The following is a 16,977-nucleotide window of genomic DNA, read 5'->3' as shown; positions in this document are numbered from 1 at the left end:
GAAACCTGGACGCGGCGGTGTCGTGGTCAGCGCCAACGTCGACCTGGCCGCTGCCGGAGGTCAGGTCGTAAATGCCGTACGGGATGGCCTTGCCCGTCACGCCACACCCAGCGGATAGGGCTCTCACCGCTTGCCGCGGGCCTGGAGAGGATGGACAGGTGTCCGGTTCGCGCTTTGGCCGCCGAGCGCGCGAACCGGACACCCTAGGTGATGGCACAACGCAGGTGCCATCGGGGGCGCACCTTGCGATCCCAGGCGACGCGCCTGCCCGAACGCCCGCCGAAGAGCGCCGGGCTTCGCCTGGGATCGGTGCGAGTGTCGGGCATGGTCCCGAGCCCTCCGGAGGCAAGGGACCATGCCGCTGCGAGTAATGGCCGGCTGACGTCCGTAACGGCCTACCCGCGGTATTAGATTCTCATGGCCGTCCCTTGGAAAACTGCAGTTCGGCGCTATACACAGGATGATTCCCTTTGGTGTTCGGTGGGTTCATGGTCCCTAGAGGAATTGATTTATGTAGGGATTCGCCGCCAGGCGGCATCCGTGATGATCAGGTGGTCGAGGAGCCGTAGCCCCACCGTCTCGGCGGCTCGGATGAGTTGGGCGGTGGCCTCGAGGTCGGATTGGCTCGGTTCGAGGGAGCCGGCCGGGTGGTTGTGGGCGAGGCCGAACAGGGCCCCGCTCGCGGTGAGCACCTCCGTGATCACCTCCCGGATCGGCACCGCCGTGTGGTCGGACGCGCCTTCGGTCAGGATCGAATGCTTCAGCACCCTGCCACGGGTGTCGCACACCACAAGGACGAGCCGCTCCTGCTTGCGGCCCCGGAGCAGCGGGGCGCAGTGGTTGGCGAGGTCGGATGTGCTGGTGATCCGCTCGCGCTCCGGCCACGCGTCCGCACGGCGTACGAGATGGAAGGCCGCAGCGACTCGCGCGGCCTTGGCGGGGCCCACTCCGGGCACGGCGAGTAACCGATGCGGGTCCGAACGGCGGAGGCCATCGAGATCTCCGCAGTGCTTGATCACCTGGCTGGCGAGATCCAGGGCACTCGACCCGCGAAATCCCGAGCCGAGCAGCACGGCCAGCAGCTCGCGGTCCGCCAGCGCGGCGGCGCCGCTGGACATGAGCCGTTCGCGTGGCCGGTCGCTCTTGGACAGGTCTTTGACTCGCATCGGCAACCTCCGCGTCCGTTGTATCAGCGCGCACCGACAATCTCTGACCTGCACTTTTGCCGGGAATCCAGCGTTCGTCGCCGGATGGGAAAGATGTGTCAGCCCGGCGCGCGGTCGACCTCGATGATCAAGGTGGAGGCGAGATCGCCCCGCCTGCGTGGCGATCTCGTACGGTGACATCGGCCACCCGTTCTCCGGCCACCACGTGATCGCCTGTACGAAGATCCCGCCGGCCAGCGTCGAGACCAGGCCGCTCGATGTGGGGAGCGGGTCCGCGTGCCGGGCGACCATGTTCGAGAGCGAGGACCGCTTCTTCGCCGCGAACCACGGGCCGTCTTTTTTTACCGAACAATGCGCCGCACAAAGGCTGATATTCGGCGACATATTCAAAGAACGCGGCCCAGTGCTCGATCGAGGGCCGCTCGCCGTCATCGCCCATACTGCCCAGCAGCGCCGCAATGGCCTCGTCGAAGATTTGCTCCATGAGGTGGTATTTACCGCGACAATTCCGATAAAAAGCGACACGGCTCGCCATCGCTCGCTCGGTGATCTCGCCCACGGTGAGACGTTCGAACCCGCGTTCCTCGATGAGATCGACCAGCGCGTCCCGTAGCAGCGGGCACCGCCGCCCCGACTACGTCACTGTCATCCCAGCGAGGCCTCCGCCATGGATTGGTCTCATCCTGGTCGGCGCCGTCCAGCCCACCGTTGCCGTGGGCGCATCAGCGCCGTACGCCTGCGGTCCGCTGCTCGTCGGCGACGGTGTGGGCAGCCTCCGGCTCCAACTCGGCCAGGCCACGGGCACCAAGGTCACTGCCGGCGCCGTAAATGCGCAGTGCCGCCGCGATCTCGGCGCCGCCTACCTGGGTGACGATGCGGCTCGCGGCAGGCCCGGACGAGGACTTCGATGCGATCCTCAACGCTTTCGGCGGTTCGCTGGGTGCGTACCGTCGTCACTTGCTCCCTCGCGGAGGCCGGAGCGTGACCAGGTCTGCGGATGGGATGAGGTTCGAGCTGCCGACGGACCCAGCGTGTGCGCCCGCTCTCACCGTGCTCGCGGAATTCATAGATCAGGGCAGATGCGCCCGATTGTGGGCCAGATTGACCCGCTGGCGAGCCTCGAGGAGGCTCACCGCCCCATCGGAACCGGCCTGTCCGTCCGAAAGGAGGTGATATCCGCTATGCCCGGGCTGAGGGGCTCCGGGCGAGAAGGGGCTTCGCCCGGAGACGCCCGCGTCCGAGAGCTCAGACGGGCATGCTGTACGTGACTCTGAACCGGTCGCCTGGAACGACGATGTCGCTCGTCTCGACGGGACGGTCACCTGCCCAGTGGGTACGCTCGATGTGCAGCACGTGGACGCCAGCCGCCAGATCGAGCGCGTCGCTCTCCGCGGGGCGCGGAACCCGGGTGTGCACGCTCTCGACGACTTCAGTGATCTTTATGCCGTGCGCGTACATCCTGGCGACCAGGCTCCGCCGCTCCTCCTCGGAGTGGGGGGTGAACTCCAGCGGCTCGTACGACGTGGCGAGCTGCAGCGGTTTGCCCTCGCCGCGAAAGATGTAGTGCGTTCTGGTCAGCGTGGTCGACTCGCTGAGGCGCAGGCGTTTGGCGATGTCGGGCCCCGCTTCGGTTGGTTCGCTGTGCCAGTCCCATGTCACGCGTCTGCCCTGTGACTGCAGATCGGCCGCGAACGGGGCGGGGTGATCGAGAAAGCGCCATCGATAGAGCGGGGTGAGGTCGGGGCGATCCCTGACGTAATGGCCCGAGCCCACGCGGCCGATGATGAGGCCTTCACCCGCGAGCACGCGTAGCGCGTGCCGGGCGGCGGTCTCTCCGACCTGATATTTACGGGTCAGCTGCGCTCGTGATGGGATCGGCGCGCCGGGGGGAAGGGTGCCGTCGGTGATCTGCCGCCGAATGTCTTCGACGACACGCAGGTAGACCGGATCTGAGGTGGCCACTAGTCCATCCCTGGGGGTTCGTGTGAGGCGTTGCCCCATGTTGCCGTATTCGGCAGGTAACCGACCGTCATCGATGGTCGTTGGAGCCCCAACTTTGCGATGGCAGAAAATTATCGGAGAAACCCTGTAACGCCGGTGTAAGAGGGGCCGATTCTCCGATAGAGGTCGTCGATGTGTGTACCCCCGAGCACATATCGGCGACCTCTTCCAATTCGCGTACTTGGGGCTGCAGCAGCGCCCTGACCAGTGGGTTGACCTGGCCGAACGCGGCTGCTGGCCCGGTCCCTTGGACGCATCCGCACCGTCCGGCGTCTGCGATGGGCACAGACCTCGGAAGTCCGGTGAGTGCGCTGGCCCTTGAGCGGTCCTGATCAGTGAGACTCCTGGTCGCACGTTACCTCGTGGGGCCCGTGATGGGCGCGGGATTTCGAAACGAGCGGGGCCTGCGCTGTCGCTTGGGTACGCAGTCGGTTGAGTCCGGCGGTGGATGCGGCCTTGGAGCTGCGGTGGCTGCGTTGCGTGCGTGAAACGGCCTGGCCGGTCGGCAGCTGAGTCGGCTGGAAGGCTCTCATGTGAGGCATGCGATGGGCGGGCTGTCGAGGTCCACGGTGGCCGCGATGCCTCTCAAGGCAGCCTTGCTAGTGAGGTGGAGGCTGGTCGGCGCGCTGCCGCGCGAGGCTTGCGGTCAACGTGAGCTTTGGAGGCGGGATGGCCGCGTTGCCTGGTTGAGGCGGCCTTGCTGGCCACGATGTTTTGCAGAGGCCTGATAGCGGCGTGGTCTTTGAGAGCGGGTGGCTGCGTCGCCGTTCGGGACGTGCACTGACCCTTCACCTTGTAGGCGTGCAACAGGCGCCTTGCCGTTCGAGCCGTGCAGTGGACTGCAGTTTTCGACCGGCCGCGTGCGATGGGTGCGCTGCCATTCGAGGCGCGCGACGGATGCACTGCCGTTCGCTGCGGTGCGATGGGGCGCACTGTTGTACCGCGCATTGCCATCCACGTCAGTGCGCGTGGCGACCAACCATCAGGCGCAAGTGGTCTTCTGATATCACCGCCGAGTGGCCGTACCTCACTGGGCCACTTTTCCCTAAGTTGGTGGCACTGACTCCGACATCAATCACTCTCCAGGACATATCCCGCACTGCCCCACCAAGCCACAGCAGACCTGTGCTCCTCGGAGATGTCCAAGCAAGAGGAAGCTTCATGATCGACATAGGCAAGCTCCTTCCATCCGACCGGGATGTCTGGGAGGACTTGTTCCGCGCGTACATCGACTTCTACCAGCGTGTCGAACCGGACAAGATGTACGACCGCGCATGGCAGGAGTTCCAGGCGGACACCCGTCTGCACGCCTTCGGCGCGAGGCTGGACGGCAGGCTCGTCGGCATCACGCATTTCTTCACCCACGCGAACACCTCGGCGCCTGACACCGATGTCTGCTACCTGCAGGATCTGTTCACCGCTCCAGAAGCCCGAGGCAGAGGCGTGGCTCGCGCGCTGATCGAGGCTGTGACCGCTTGGGCCCGGGAGCGCGGCTGCTCCCGCGTGTACTGGAACACGCATGAGTCAAACGCGACAGCACGCCGCTTGTACGACAAGGTGGCTGAGAATCGAGGTTTCATCAGATACCAGATTGACCTGTCCTAGTAGAAGCCTTGCAACATGACCGGGGCAACCGTGCGCAGCCGGGCTCACCTTTGGAAGCTGGGCGAGCGTAACGGCCGCCGCACTCCTCTGGGGTGGCCGCCAGGGCAGGAAAGTCGCTCGCAATTTCCACCTGCGGCTTCCCTCCGGACGAGGGTCGTGGGCGGACGGGGGATACGCGTCGGGATCACCGAAGCCGGCGGCCGCTCAGCCAGCTGGGTACTGCGGACCCAACGTTCACATGCCCGCCGCGGCCTGGTGTGGCTTCGGCCGTCGGATGCGGCACGCTATGCGGCCTGACAGGTGCTCTGGCCGCGGTGGGAAGGTCGAGTACCCGGTGCTGCTGTCGGCTGCGGCGGGGTGCGGAACGCTATACGGCCTGACGGGCGCCTTGGCCGCGCTGGGGAGGTCGGATAGCCGTCGCTCTTCTACGACGCCACGCCCATGACCAGGCCAAACTCGTACACCGCTCTCGTGGACGCAACCGGATGCGGCGCACTAGGCGATCCGACGGGCGTTTCGGCTGCCGCGGAAAGATCGAGTAGCCGGCGCTGCTGTCGGCTATGGCGATGGGACGGCACGCTATGCGGCCCGATGGGTGTTTCGGTTGCAGTGGGAAGATCCGGTAGGCCGTACTGATTTCGGCGGCGACGGTCAGACGTAGCGCTCTTTGCGGCCTGACGGGTGCTTTGGATACTGCGGCCAGGTCCGGCGCTCCGCCTGGCCGCCAGACGGGCGTGCTGGCCAGGCATGGTGCCCCGCCTGGCGGGTGTGGTGGGCAGGTGTGGTGTGTAGCGTGGCCTGCCGGGTGCATCGCTGTGACTTGATGACCAGTGGACGGGTTCCGATGTCAGGTGAGATGGTTGTCGTCGTCAGGGAAGCCTCTGAGATGCCCGCGAAAGGGGGCAAAAAGCGGCTCCAGGCAGGCAAAGCGGGGTGGCGGCGTCCAATGGATTTCTGAATCCAGGTAGCGTTCGCACTATGGCATCGCCAACTGGAACCACAGACGCGCCCTTCGGCCGCATGCTGACCGCCATGGTCACGCCGTTCACTCCTGACGGCGAGGTCGATTATGTGGCTGTGCGACGTCTTGCCACCTATCTGGTGGACGAGCAGCGCAACGATGGCTTGATCGTCAACGGGACGACCGGTGAGTCGCCCACCACGTCGGACGAGGAGAAGCAGCGCATCGTCAGCGCCGTCCTCGAGGCGGTCGGCGATCGCGCGACTGTGGTCGCAGGGGCGGGCACCAACGACACCCGCCACAGTGTCGAGCTCGCGAAGCAGGCGGCACGTGCGGGCGCGCACGGTCTGCTGGTGGTGACGCCTTACTACAACAAGCCCCCTCAAGAGGGGCTGTACCAGCACTTCACCGCCGTCGCCGACGCGACCGACCTTCCGGTGATGTTGTACGACATTCCGGGGCGCAGTGGCGTGCCGATCAAGACCGAAACTCTGCTGAGGCTGGCGCAGCACGAACGCATCGTGGCCGTCAAGGACGCCAAGGGCGATCTGTTCGCCGCCAGCCAGGTGATGAGCGCGACCGAGCTGGCCTTCTACTCCGGCGACGACCTGCTCAACCTGGCCTGGCTCTCCCTGGGGGCGGCCGGGTTCGTCAGCGTCGTCGGGCATGTAGTGGGCGCCGAGCTGGCGCGCATGATCCACCTGCACAAGAACGGTGAGGTCTCCCAGGCCCTGGCCGTACACAGCCAGGTGACCCCCGTGGTAGACGGGATCATGCTGCGCGCCGGTGGCGCGATCATGGCAAAGGCGGCACTGAGCATGGTGGGCGTACCGGTGGGTTCGGTACGACTGCCGCTCGTGGACGCGACAGAGACGCAAATCGCCGAGCTGCGTGCTTGCCTGGTAGCCGGCGGGGTGAAGTTGACAGACGCATAGGAACGGGGAGGAACCGGGAGTTTTGAGAACACGAACTGACCGTGGGGGCCAGGCATGAGCCATCCGCATCCTGAGCTTGGTCCCCCGCCGGTGCTGCCTGACGGCGGCTTGCGCATCGTCGCGCTCGGCGGGTTGGGGGAGATCGGCCGGAACATGGCCGTCTTCGAATATGACGGCCGTCTGCTGATCGTCGACTGCGGGGTACTCTTCCCCGAGCCCGATCAGCCGGGTGTCGACCTCATCCTGCCCGACTTCGAATACATCAGAGACCGGCTCGACGACGTCGAAGCCGTGGTGCTCACGCACGCTCACGAAGACCACATCGGGGCGGTGCCGTACCTGCTGCGCGAGCGGCGCGATATCCCGCTCATCGGATCGAGGCTCACGCTTGCCCTGATCGAGGCCAAGCTCACCGAGCACAGGATCCAACCGACCAAGCTCGAGGTCGTCGAGGGCGAACGGCACGTCTTCGGGCCGTTCGACTGCGAGTTCCTCGCGGTCAACCACTCGATCCCCGACGCACTGGCCGTCGCCATCAGGACGCCTGCGGGCATAGTCCTGCACACCGGCGACTTCCGCATGGACCAGTTGCCAAGCGACGGCCGCCTCACCGACCTCGGCGGTTTCGCCAGGCTCGGCACCGAGGGCGTCGACCTGCTGATGTCCGACTCCACCAACGCCGAAGTGCCAGGGTTCGTCACCAGCGAGCGCGAGATCGGGCCGGTCATCGACGAGGTGATCCGCACCTCCGAACAGCGGGTCATCGTGGCCAGCTTCGCCTCGCACGTGCACCGCATTCAGCAGGTGATGGACGCCGCCGCCAAGCACCGCCGCAAGGTGGCCCTGGTCGGACGTTCGATGGTGCGCAACATGGGCGTGGCCCGCGACCTGGGATATCTCAAGGTGCCGCCGGAGTTGATCGTCGACTCGCGCGACATCGAAGAGTGGCCGCCGCAGGACGTGGTGCTCATCTGCACCGGCTCTCAAGGCGAGCCCATGGCCGCGCTGTCCAGGATGGCCAACCGCGATCATCCGATCCGCATCGCCGAGGGCGACACCGTACTCCTGGCCTCGTCGCTGGTTCCGGGGAACGAGACCGCGGTCAACAAGGTCATCAACGGACTGACCAGGTGGGGCGCCCGCGTCGTGCACAAGGGCAACGCCAAGGTGCACGTCTCCGGCCACGCGGCCGCCGGCGAGCTCCTGTACGTGCTCAACCTGACCCGCCCGTCGAACTTCATGCCCGTTCACGGTGAGTGGCGTCATTTGCGTGCGCACGCCAGGCTGGCCGCTCTCACGGGCGTGCCCGAGGACCACATCGTGATCGCCGAGGACGGCGTCGTGGTGGACCTGGTCGACGGCCGAGCGAAGATCGTCGGTGCGGTTCACGCCGGGTACGTCTACGTCGACGGCTCGTCGGTGGGCGAGATCACCGACACCTCGCTGAAGGACCGCAGGATTCTCGGCGACGAGGGGTTCATCTCGGTGGTCGTCGTGGTCGACTCCAACACGGGCAAGCTCACCGCCGGCCCCGAGATCCACGCGCGTGGTTCCGGCATCGACCCTGCCCAGTTCGAGGAGTTCATCCCGCAGATCGAGCGAGCCCTCGCGGAGAAGGCCGCAGACGGGGTGGTCGACATGCAGGAGATCCGACGGGTGGTCCGCCGTACGGTGGGACGCTGGGTAAGCGACACCTACCGCCGCCGCCCCATGATCATCCCTGTGATCCTCGAGGTCTGAGCTTTCCCACGGTACGGCAGACGCGTTCGTCTGCCGTACCCCCGGGGGAGCAGGCGTGGGACGGGCATCCGACCACATCGCCTGCTCCTTCGGGGGGCCGACCGAAGGCCAGGCGATTCGCTGCCTTCGCCCCTCCGGGCTAGCGGCACTATCGGCCCGGACGATGCGGTGCTGCTGCCTCTTCGGGGCGCTGGCGGTCTGCGGGTTCCAGCGACCTTTCCCTTCGACGTGGGTGCTGGTTGTTACGGGTGTTTGGTGGTCTCGTCCTTCGAGGTGGGTGCTGGTCGTTACCGGTGTTTGGCGGTCTTGTCCTGCGGGGCGGGGCCCGCTCATCACTGGTGCTTGGTGCTCTCGCCCTCCAGGGTGGATGCCGGGCATCTGAGGTGCTTGGTGGTCTCGCCTTCCGGAACGGCCTCTAGCGATTCGGGGGACTTGGCGCCGATGCCCTTTGAGCAGCCGCAGTCGGTGTTGATGGTTCGATGCCATCGCCGGTCCAGATGGCCGCTGAGGGCTGAGGGGTTTGTTGTCCTCGCTGTCCATTGAGTGGGCGCAGGTGCTTTGGATGGTGTGGCGTCGTTCGCCGTTCTGGGTGGCTGCTGAGGGCTGAGGCATTTGCTGTCCCTGTAGCCCCTGCTGCTCCCAGCTGTCCCTGCTGTTCCGGCCGTCCTTGCCACTCGTGAGTGCGACTGGTGGCTTTGGCGCTGATGGGCGCCCCAAGGGGTGGCAGGAACCTTGGCTGCAAAGGGTCGGCGGTGTTGTGAGCGACCCGATTCGTTGGGCGTTCGTCGAAGACGGTTGAGCTCTTCTGGCGCTTTCGTGCGCGGCAGACCGATGGTGCGCTGGTCGGATCGGATGTTGCGGACGACTGGTCTTTCTCGCCTTGCCAGGAAACGGGGAGCCCATGGATCCCGTCGGCGCCTCCGTGCCTGGTGAACGGGCACGCTTGCTTGTCCTGTGGGTCTCGCTGCGACGGTGTTACGGCGTGTTCTTGGGAGACCGATGATGCGGCGGACGAGTTGCCAGGCGCGTCTGAGGAGAGAAGTGGCGCTCGGCCTGACGTGGTGATGGAGTGGTCGCATCAAAGGCCCCAGGGTGGACATCTCAGGCGTCCCTCCGGCCTACCAGCCACATGGCCACTGCCAACGGGCACGCGGCGTACGCGACCAGCACTGCGGCGGCCGCTACGGGAGACAGGAGGGAGCCGTATACCGATGTGGTGATCAGCTCGCCCGTGATTTCGCGGGGAAGTGCGCCGATCATCACAGAGCCGAGGCGTTCACTCCATGGCTCCGGGATGTTGCCGATGATTATGGGGATCACGTAGACGAGGCCGGCCAAGGTGGCGATCGAGGCGGCGGTCGAACGGAAGAGCGCGCCCAAGCCCAAGCCGAGCAACGCGAACGTAGGCACTGTGAGGCTGATGGCAGTGAGGAGTGGCAGTCGGTCCATGAAGGCGTCGGTGTATGCGCCGGAGAAGCGGTCGCCTATCACCCATCGGGTGACGAAGTAGGTGCCGAAGACTGTCACCAAGCCGATGATCAGGCCCAGCGTGCCGACAATGGCGGATTTGGCGACGAGGACGGGCCAACGACGCGGGACGATGGTCAAGCTCGTTCTGATCAAGCCGGTCACGTATTCGGAAGTGATGGCAAGCGTGCCCAGGATGCCCGTGCACAGTTGGGGCACGATCACGATCACCTCCTCCAGATCCGCGATCCGAGCGCCGGGTCGCCGGGCGGCGGGGGCGGTGTCGTACATGTTGGCGGCCATCATGGCGAGCCCGAACCCCAAGGCAACCGTGCCTAGGCTGAGGCTGAGAATCAGGTGCGTGGAGCGGAGGGAACGTACCTTCAGCCATTCCGAGGTAAGAACGCTCATGCTTCCGTCCGCTCCGAGCTGAGGATGCCGATGCGGGTACCCATTCTTCGGATGAGTGTGGTCATGTGGGGTTGGTCCGTTCGTGAGGGAAATGCTCCGTTATGCCTGTTCCTGGGGCAGGAGCGTTCGTGTGGCCTTGCGTTCCAGAGCCATTGCTGTGGTGTGGGAACGTTCGGTCAGGTGATGGTGAGGAAGCTCGTGCGGCCGTCGTTATAGCGCTTACTGAAGAACTTTGAGCGAGAGCGTGCCGCGGCTCCGCCGGGAAACGCTTACGCAAGTGGCTCTTCCTGCTGCTGGGAGATGCTCATATGAGCGTCCCTTCGTAGGGCGAAAGCGTGCTCGGTCGCGTTGTTGCCGCGGTTGGGGCGTTCATGGTCGTTGGTTCTTGGTGGGGGATGCTCGAACGCTCGTGCGTCCTTCGGGCGAGAGCGTTCGTTTCACTGGCTGCTCATTTGGTGAGAGCGGGCTTTGGTGTCCTTGCTCCAGTGCTTAGAGTGGGCTTCGCCGTTCGCGCGCCAGCGGTGAGGGCGGCTTCGCGGCCCGCGCTTCCGTGGTGAGAGTGCGTCTGCGGTTGCTCGATCGTGGCGTAGGGGATGCTCGTGTCACTTCTGGCGCCGCATGCTCCTACGGGTATTTCGGTTCGCGTGGGAGCGCGCCTGCATGGGTGCTCGTTTCGGGGCTGATGGCGCTCTGTCGGAGCTTGTCTCGTTTGTGTGGCGGCGTCTGTGGTGTTCGTCCTGGAAAGGGAAGCGAGGACTCAGACGTCTCTGCGGCTGAGTTGGTAGTAGCCGATGGCGAGGGCGACGAGGGGATAGGCGAGGAGGGCGGCAAGTGCGGCCCAGGGAGGCAGAAGACCGTCGCCCAAGCGCGAGGAGAGGCGCTGGTCGGCTATTTGGGGGACGAGGTTCGGTAGGAGGAGCGTGGCCACGCGGGTGTTCCAGGGCGGGGGCAAGTAGTTGACGACACCTGGGAGCACGAACAGCAATGCCACGATCGAGCCGATTGCTCCCGCTGTTGAGCGGATCGCGGTGCCGAGGCCGAGGCCTACCAGTGCCAGGGCGGTCACCGACAGGCCGGAAGCGAGCAGCATGGGCAGGTCGTCGGTGATCGAGGTGTTGTTGAAGCCCAGCTCGTGACCGCTCGCTATCAAGCGGCTCGCCGAATATGTGACCAGGAGGACCGCGTTCGCGGCTGTCAACGTGGCCAGGCCGACGATGCCGGCCTTGGCCAGAAGTAATGTGCCGCGTTTCGGGACGGCGATCAGACTGGTGCTGATCGTCCCCGTGGCGTACTCGGAAGTGATCGCGAGCACGCCCAGCACCGCCAGGCTGATCTGGACGAGCGGAAGGAAGCCCTGCTCTGGGGCCGCTGCCCGCAGCTCGCCTCGCTCGTCGGCCAGGCCGCTCACATAGAGGGTCCAGGCCACGCCCAGGAGAGCTGTGAGGGCCGCCGTACCCAGGGTCTGGTAGGTGGAGGTCACTGAGCGCAGCTTCAGCCATTCGGCGGAGAGGACCGCTTTCATCGGGACGCTCCGTACTGCACGCTTCCGGCGGTCAGGGCCATGTAGGCGTCTTCTAGCGAGGGGTAGCGCGCTGTCAGCTCCGCGACGGTGGCCTCGGCGATCAGCCTGCCGCGGCCCACGATGATGATGCACTCGGCGGTGAGGGCCATCTCGCTCATCAGATGGCTGGAGAGCAGGATCGTGCGACCTTCGGCGGCCAGAGAACGCATGAGGTCGCGGATCCAGCGCACACCATCTGGATCCAGGCCGTTCACTGGCTCGTCGAACATCAACACGGCCGGATCGCCGAGCAGCGCCGACGCTATGCCGAGCCGCTGTTTCATGCCGAGTGAGAACCCGCCCACCCGTTTTCGGGCCACGCCTGCCAGGCCGACCTGGTCGAGCACCTCGGCCACTCGTGTAGGGCCGATGTCATTGGTGCGGGCCAGGGACAGCAGGTGGTTGTAGGCGCTGCGACCGCCGTGGACGGCACTGGCATCGAGGAGGGCGCCCACCTCGTGCATCGGCTTGGCGATCGACGTGTATCGGCGCCCGTTGACCAGTGCTTGGCCGGAGGTCGGGGCGTCGAGGCCGAGGATCAGGCGCATCGTGGTGGACTTGCCCGCGCCGTTGGGGCCGAGGAAGCCGGTTACGTGACCCGGCTCGACCCTGAACGACAGGTCGTCCACGGCGAGGGTGCCGCCGTAGCGCTTCGTGAGGTGCTGGAGTTCGATCACGCGGTAAAGGATGCGGGACGGCGGGCCGCCCGCGCGTCGGACCACGGTTCGAATCTCAAGGTCAGACCCTGGGTTGACGTGAGGAGACCGCCGCAGCGGCTACCGTTCAACGCGTGGACGACACCCATCCCTTCTTCGCCAGGCGATTGAGCCGTGGCCAGCTGATCATGCTCGATCTGGCGGCGGGGATGTGCTTTGCCTTTGTCTCTTTCACGGTGGCGGTGAACGCCACCGCGCTGCCGCCCTGGATGAGGATCGCCATCCCCTGCTGGCTGGGGCTGCCGCTGGGGCTGCGAAGACTGTGGCCCCTGCCCGTCTTCTGCTTCACGCTTGTGGTCGCCGTCTTCGCCGCGCTGGTCGACGCCGTGGGGTTCGCCTACCTCGCGCCTGCGTACGCGCTTTATATAGTCGCCCTCTCCGACAGGTTCGGGGCCGTGGTCCCGACATCGGCCATCGGCGGGTTGAGCCTGGTCACAGTCCTTGGCTTGGCTCTAGCGGGTGCGCCGCGTGACACCGCTCCGGGATGGCTGTTGCATCTCGACCAGCCACTCATGGGGATCGCAGCGCTGGGCGGCGCTTGGACGGTCGGCCGGGCCGTGCAGGAGCGCCGGCTCTACGCGGCCCGCGACGCTGAGCGGTTGGCGGCGCAGGCGGTGACGGAGGAGCGTTTACGGATCGCTCGCGAGCTGCACGATGTGGTCACACACAGCGTGGGATTGATCGCCGTCAAGGCTGGCGTGGCCAATCACGTGATGGCGACCAGGCCGGATGAGGCGCACGACGCGCTGCGTGTGATCGAGACGGCCAGCCGGAGTGCGCTGGTTGAGATGCGCTATTTGCTCGGTGTGCTTCGATCTTCATCCAAGCCCGACCTTGTCCCCGCGCCTGGTCTGGCGGGGATCGAAGGGCTGGTGGCGCAGGCTCGGCTGGCCGGGGTCGAGGTCAGGCTCGAGGTACGGATCGGGAACGGCGATGGAGACGGAGAAGGGGAGCCCGGCAGGCGAGGGCGGATGCCTGAGGGCGTGGGGCTGTCGGTTTATCGCATCGTGCAGGAAGCGCTGACGAATGTCATCAAGCACGCCGCGCGCGCTCGCTGCCGGGTTTCCGTGGTCGCTGATGGCAAGAAAGTACGGATCGAGGTGGTGGATGACGGGACTGGCAGTCGTACGTCGTCTGCTGCCGGCACCGGGCATGGTCTGATCGGAATGCGGGAGCGGGTCATGATGTACGGCGGGACGTTTGAAGCCGGGCGCCTTTCTGGCCGAGGGTTTCGTGTTTTCGCCGAACTGCCTTATGAGGAGGTCTCGTGATCCGGGTCGTTATCGCCGACGATCAGGCGTTGCTCAGGGGAAGTTTTCGCGTGCTTGTGGACTCCGAGCCGGATCTGGCTGTTGTCGGTGAGGCGGCCACTGGGGTGGAGGCTGTTACCGTTGCTTTGGAGCAGCGGCCGGATGTCGTGCTTATGGATGTTCGAATGCCCGAAATGGATGGGATCGAGGCCACTCGGCGTCTCCGGGATGTTTCCCGAGTGCTTGTCGTGACGATGTTCGACCTCGATTCTTATGTCTATGACGCATTGAGGGCTGGGGCTAGCGGATTCCTGCTGAAGGACACGCCGCCTGCGGATCTGCTCGCCGCTATCCGCGTGGTCGCGAGTGGGGAAGCTTTGTTGGCGCCTACGGTTACGCGCAGGCTGATTGAGGAGTTCACGCGTACACCGGTTCTGCCTCGGGTAAAGGGGTTGGACGGGGTAACGGAGCGGGAGCGCGAGGTTCTGATGTTGATCGCGCGCGGCTTGTCCAATGGGGAGATCGCGGAATATCTTCAGGTGAGCTTGGCTACGGTGAAGACTCATATCACTCGGTTGCTGGCCAAATTGGAGGCTCGGGATCGGGCACAGCTTGTTATCGCGGCATATGAGAGTGGGCTCGTTTCCGCTGCGGGCTAAATTCGCGCGCGCCGGCGCCGAGTCCCGGAGCTGATGTTGGAGCTGTCAGCGCTTGCTAGGGCGATATTGGCGGCCTTGTTTGAGGAATTGGCCGAGGTCTCGAGGGCCAGGGTCTCGGGTGACGTCATAGCGAGATGCGGCGTGGTGGTGAAGTGCGGCGTGATGGTGGGATGCGGCGCGGTGGTGAGTGCCGGGCGGTGGTGCGGTGGGGCGCGGTGGTGGGATGCGGCGCGGTGGTGAGTTGCCGGGCGGTGGTGAGTGCCGGGCGGTGGTGAGGCTTTTCATCCTGGGTCTATTTGAGGCAGTTGCTGGTCCTCAGCTGAGGCGCAGCTTCGACTCGAGTCGTGCGTCGGCTGCCGATGTCGCCGACCGACTGCTGGGGATCTTCGAGGACCGTGACCTCGTTGGTCCGGAAGGCGACGCGCTTCAGGAGATGGCCCGCTTGATGCGGCAGAACGGCACTCGTAGCCGTCGGGCTCGTGGCGCCTTACAGCCGGGATCTCAGGACGTCGACCTCGCAGCCTGGCGAGGACGGGTCGAAGCCGTGCTCGACCAGCCAGCGGATCGCCAGCAGGCTTCGCAGCGACCACCACGCGCGGATCACGTCGAGGTCGACGTCGGTGCCGTAGCCGGCGACGACGTCGCCAAGGTGCTCCTCGTGTCCGAGCGTCAAGGTGGCGAGGTCGAACAGGGCATCGCCCCGGCTCGCCTCGGACCAGTCGATCACGCCGGTGATCTCGTCACCGTCGACGAACACGTGGGTGATCTGCAGGTCGCCGTGCGTGAACACCGGTGTCCACGGCCGGAGCGCAGCCTCGGCGACCTGGCGATTGCGCGTGACCAGGTCGGTGGGAAGGACGCCGTTCGTGATGAGCCACTCGCATTCGACGTCGAGGTGCGATGCGACCTCGTCGAGGCTCCGACCAGGCCATGGCGGCAGTGGCGCGTCATGCAGCATCCGTGCGGCGGCACCCGCCGCGGCCCACGCCGCCGGCGACGCGGTCGACGGCTCGCCGAGGCGGCCGAGTGCCGTGCCTGGGAGGGCGGCGAGCGCGAGCACGGGCGGTTTCCGCCACAGGACCTCCGGCGTCGGGATCGGCGCCATCGCCATCGCCTCGACCTCGACGTCGGTGCGCGTCTGATCGGAGTCGATCTTCAGAAACACGTCACCGACACGCAGGGTTGCGCGCTCGTTATGGGCGACGATGACCTGGACCTCGCCCTCGACCTGGACCTCGCCCTCGACCTCGACCTCGACCTCGACCTCGACCTCTTCCACCTTGGCGATTATCGCGGGGATGACCATCGATGTCACCGGGTTTATCGTGTGCGACTGCGCGGCTGATCCACTCCGGCGCCGGCGGCGTGGGCCTGCCCGGCGGCCTTGTGCACGCCACTGACCGCTGACGGATCGAGCAGCCTGGTATTTCTCATCTGAATGCGCAGGTCATGACCCGATTGCGGATCACCCGGCTTGATCACAAATAGCGAAGCCCCTGGTAGATGGGTTGTCGACCAAGAGCAACGCCATTTCAGGAGCTTCGTGTGCTGTTCTACCGCGCCGCAGTACCGGTGTCACGCCGCTCCCTGGCCCACCTCGCCGGCATCATCCGCCGCCGCCACCGCACCGCCGGCGGCTCACGATGGCGCAAGCTCACCTCTGGCCAGCAGGCATTACTGGTGCCGGCCCACCTGCGCAACGGCGACACTTACGCCCAGGGCGGCTGCGTCCACGCCAAGCTCCGCGGTCTCGACGAGCGCGCGAAAGGCCCAGGTTGTAGAGGCTTCGCTGTAGCCCGTTCAAGGTTGAGCATCTCTGCAAGGTCGTCGCTGGGCTTCACGGTCGGCGCGTTGCCCGTGCCGTATAGAGATGAAAAGGGGTTGTTGGTGGATATTTTGGTGTGGTTTTTCTCGGTGGTTGTAAGGCGTGGCGGTGCGGGTTCTTTTAGTTGGTGGTGAGTTGGTCAGGTGGTTCTGGTGAGCCATTCGAGGTGGGCGCCGCCGAATGGGCCCTTTCTGTGGCCTACTGCGTCGAGTAGCCAGCGGGCAGTGGCTTCTGCCTGGGTGATGAGCTCGGGGGGATAGCCCAGGAGGACCTGATGTTCGGCGAACTCGTCTTCGTCGTCGAGGATGAGCCGGCCGTCTCGCATCCTGATCACGTCGAGGTCGAGGTCGAGCATCGTCACCTCGCCGTCTCTCCACTCGGGAACGGTCGTGACGTCGACGTAGATCTCGCTTCGGTGGGGTGGTGCGTTGAAGGACGCAGTCCACCAGGCGTTTCGAGGGAACAGCATGATCGCAGTGGTCTCCCACGTGACCGGTGGGCCCTCGCCCTTGCGGGCGACCGTTCCGCCGGGGACTTCGGCCCAGACTCCGTGTTCGTCCTCGCCCAGCAGTTGGCCGGGGTGGTTCCAGTGCAGCGCTCCGCCGTACTTTCGGTACACAATTCGCACATTGGTCACGTATGGCAACTTATCTACGGTGCGAGGGCTTCAGCGTTCAGGG

13 protein-coding genes and 3 pseudogenes are annotated in these 16,977 nt (G+C 65.7%); 6 read left to right on the top strand and 10 right to left on the bottom strand.

Annotated features, from left to right (window positions below):
* Positions 1-13 precede the first annotated feature (13 nt).
* From ACWDRB_RS18785 to ACWDRB_RS18765, 5 genes and pseudogenes are all read right to left on the bottom strand, one after another.
* A pseudogene (locus ACWDRB_RS18785) lies at positions 14-94 on the bottom strand (ISAzo13-like element transposase-related protein); the annotation flags it as partial.
* A 415-nt stretch (positions 95-509) separates the two neighbouring features.
* A complete protein-coding gene (gene radC / locus ACWDRB_RS18780; protein WP_449895350.1) occupies positions 510-1,166 on the bottom strand; it encodes a RadC family protein in 657 nt (218 codons plus the stop codon).
* 127 nt (positions 1,167-1,293) lie between these two features.
* The gene (locus tag ACWDRB_RS18775) at positions 1,294-1,725 is read right to left on the bottom strand and encodes a hypothetical protein (RefSeq protein WP_449895348.1); all 432 of its coding nucleotides are present in this window, start codon (positions 1,723-1,725) and stop codon (positions 1,294-1,296) included.
* 163 nt (positions 1,726-1,888) lie between these two features.
* A complete protein-coding gene (locus ACWDRB_RS18770; RefSeq protein WP_449895346.1) occupies positions 1,889-2,086 on the bottom strand; it encodes a hypothetical protein in 198 nt (65 codons plus the stop codon).
* Positions 2,087-2,411: 325 nt separating this feature from the next.
* Positions 2,412-3,128, bottom strand: a complete 717-nt coding sequence (locus tag ACWDRB_RS18765; RefSeq protein ID WP_449895344.1) for a GntR family transcriptional regulator — start codon at positions 3,126-3,128, stop codon at positions 2,412-2,414.
* Between the two features lie 1,200 nt (positions 3,129-4,328).
* Between ACWDRB_RS18765 and ACWDRB_RS18760 the strand changes: the two genes are divergently transcribed.
* The 3 genes from ACWDRB_RS18760 to ACWDRB_RS18750 all read left to right on the top strand — a co-directional run bounded on the left by ACWDRB_RS18760 (position 4,329) and on the right by ACWDRB_RS18750 (position 8,408).
* The gene (locus ACWDRB_RS18760; RefSeq protein ID WP_449895342.1) at positions 4,329-4,772 is read left to right on the top strand and encodes a GNAT family N-acetyltransferase; all 444 of its coding nucleotides are present in this window, start codon (positions 4,329-4,331) and stop codon (positions 4,770-4,772) included.
* Between the two features lie 978 nt (positions 4,773-5,750).
* Positions 5,751-6,668, top strand: a complete 918-nt coding sequence (gene dapA, locus ACWDRB_RS18755) for a 4-hydroxy-tetrahydrodipicolinate synthase (protein ID WP_397367626.1) — start codon at positions 5,751-5,753, stop codon at positions 6,666-6,668.
* 54 nt (positions 6,669-6,722) lie between these two features.
* Positions 6,723-8,408 (top strand): ribonuclease J, encoded by a 1,686-nt coding sequence (locus tag ACWDRB_RS18750; protein WP_449895339.1) that lies wholly within the window; start codon positions 6,723-6,725, stop codon positions 8,406-8,408.
* A 1,101-nt stretch (positions 8,409-9,509) separates the two neighbouring features.
* On the opposite strand, the gene ACWDRB_RS18745 is transcribed toward ACWDRB_RS18750, so the two are convergent.
* From ACWDRB_RS18745 to ACWDRB_RS18735, 3 genes and pseudogenes are all read right to left on the bottom strand, one after another.
* Positions 9,510-10,286 (bottom strand): ABC transporter permease subunit, encoded by a 777-nt coding sequence (locus tag ACWDRB_RS18745; protein WP_449895337.1) that lies wholly within the window; start codon positions 10,284-10,286, stop codon positions 9,510-9,512.
* A gap of 757 nt (positions 10,287-11,043) precedes the next feature.
* On the bottom strand, positions 11,044-11,808 hold the full coding sequence (locus ACWDRB_RS18740) for an ABC transporter permease subunit (RefSeq protein ID WP_449895335.1): 765 nt from the start codon (positions 11,806-11,808) through the stop codon (positions 11,044-11,046).
* A 62-nt stretch (positions 11,809-11,870) separates the two neighbouring features.
* A pseudogene (locus ACWDRB_RS18735) lies at positions 11,871-12,524 on the bottom strand (ABC transporter ATP-binding protein); the annotation flags it as partial.
* Between the two features lie 113 nt (positions 12,525-12,637).
* On the opposite strand from ACWDRB_RS18735, the gene ACWDRB_RS18730 reads away from it, so the two are divergent.
* Together ACWDRB_RS18730 and ACWDRB_RS18725 are read left to right on the top strand one after the other, a co-directional pair.
* Positions 12,638-13,834, top strand: coding sequence for a sensor histidine kinase (locus ACWDRB_RS18730; protein ID WP_449895333.1), 1,197 nt, complete (start codon positions 12,638-12,640; stop codon positions 13,832-13,834).
* The gene (locus ACWDRB_RS18725; RefSeq protein WP_449895331.1) at positions 13,831-14,472 is read left to right on the top strand and encodes a response regulator; all 642 of its coding nucleotides are present in this window, start codon (positions 13,831-13,833) and stop codon (positions 14,470-14,472) included. The genes ACWDRB_RS18730 and ACWDRB_RS18725 overlap by 4 nt, the downstream gene beginning before the upstream one ends.
* A 487-nt stretch (positions 14,473-14,959) precedes the next feature.
* Here ACWDRB_RS18725 and ACWDRB_RS18720 read toward each other — a convergent pair whose 3' ends face one another.
* A complete protein-coding gene (locus tag ACWDRB_RS18720) occupies positions 14,960-15,751 on the bottom strand; it encodes an aminoglycoside phosphotransferase family protein (protein WP_449895329.1) in 792 nt (263 codons plus the stop codon).
* A 266-nt stretch (positions 15,752-16,017) separates the two neighbouring features.
* Between ACWDRB_RS18720 and ACWDRB_RS18715 the strand changes: the two are divergent.
* Positions 16,018-16,191: pseudogene (locus ACWDRB_RS18715) on the top strand (IS5/IS1182 family transposase); the annotation flags it as partial.
* 245 nt (positions 16,192-16,436) lie between these two features.
* Here the strand turns inward: ACWDRB_RS18715 and ACWDRB_RS18710 are convergent.
* Positions 16,437-16,916 carry a DUF402 domain-containing protein gene (locus tag ACWDRB_RS18710; protein WP_350724708.1) on the bottom strand — a complete coding sequence of 160 codons (480 nt, stop codon included), beginning with the start codon at positions 16,914-16,916 and terminating at the stop codon, positions 16,437-16,439.
* Between the last annotated feature and the right edge of the window lie 61 nt (positions 16,917-16,977).

It is taken from the genome of Nonomuraea sp. NPDC003707 (assembly GCF_053587055.1).
The sequence above is the reverse complement of the archived record's forward strand: the minus strand, read 5'-3'. Positions and strand labels throughout refer to the sequence as shown.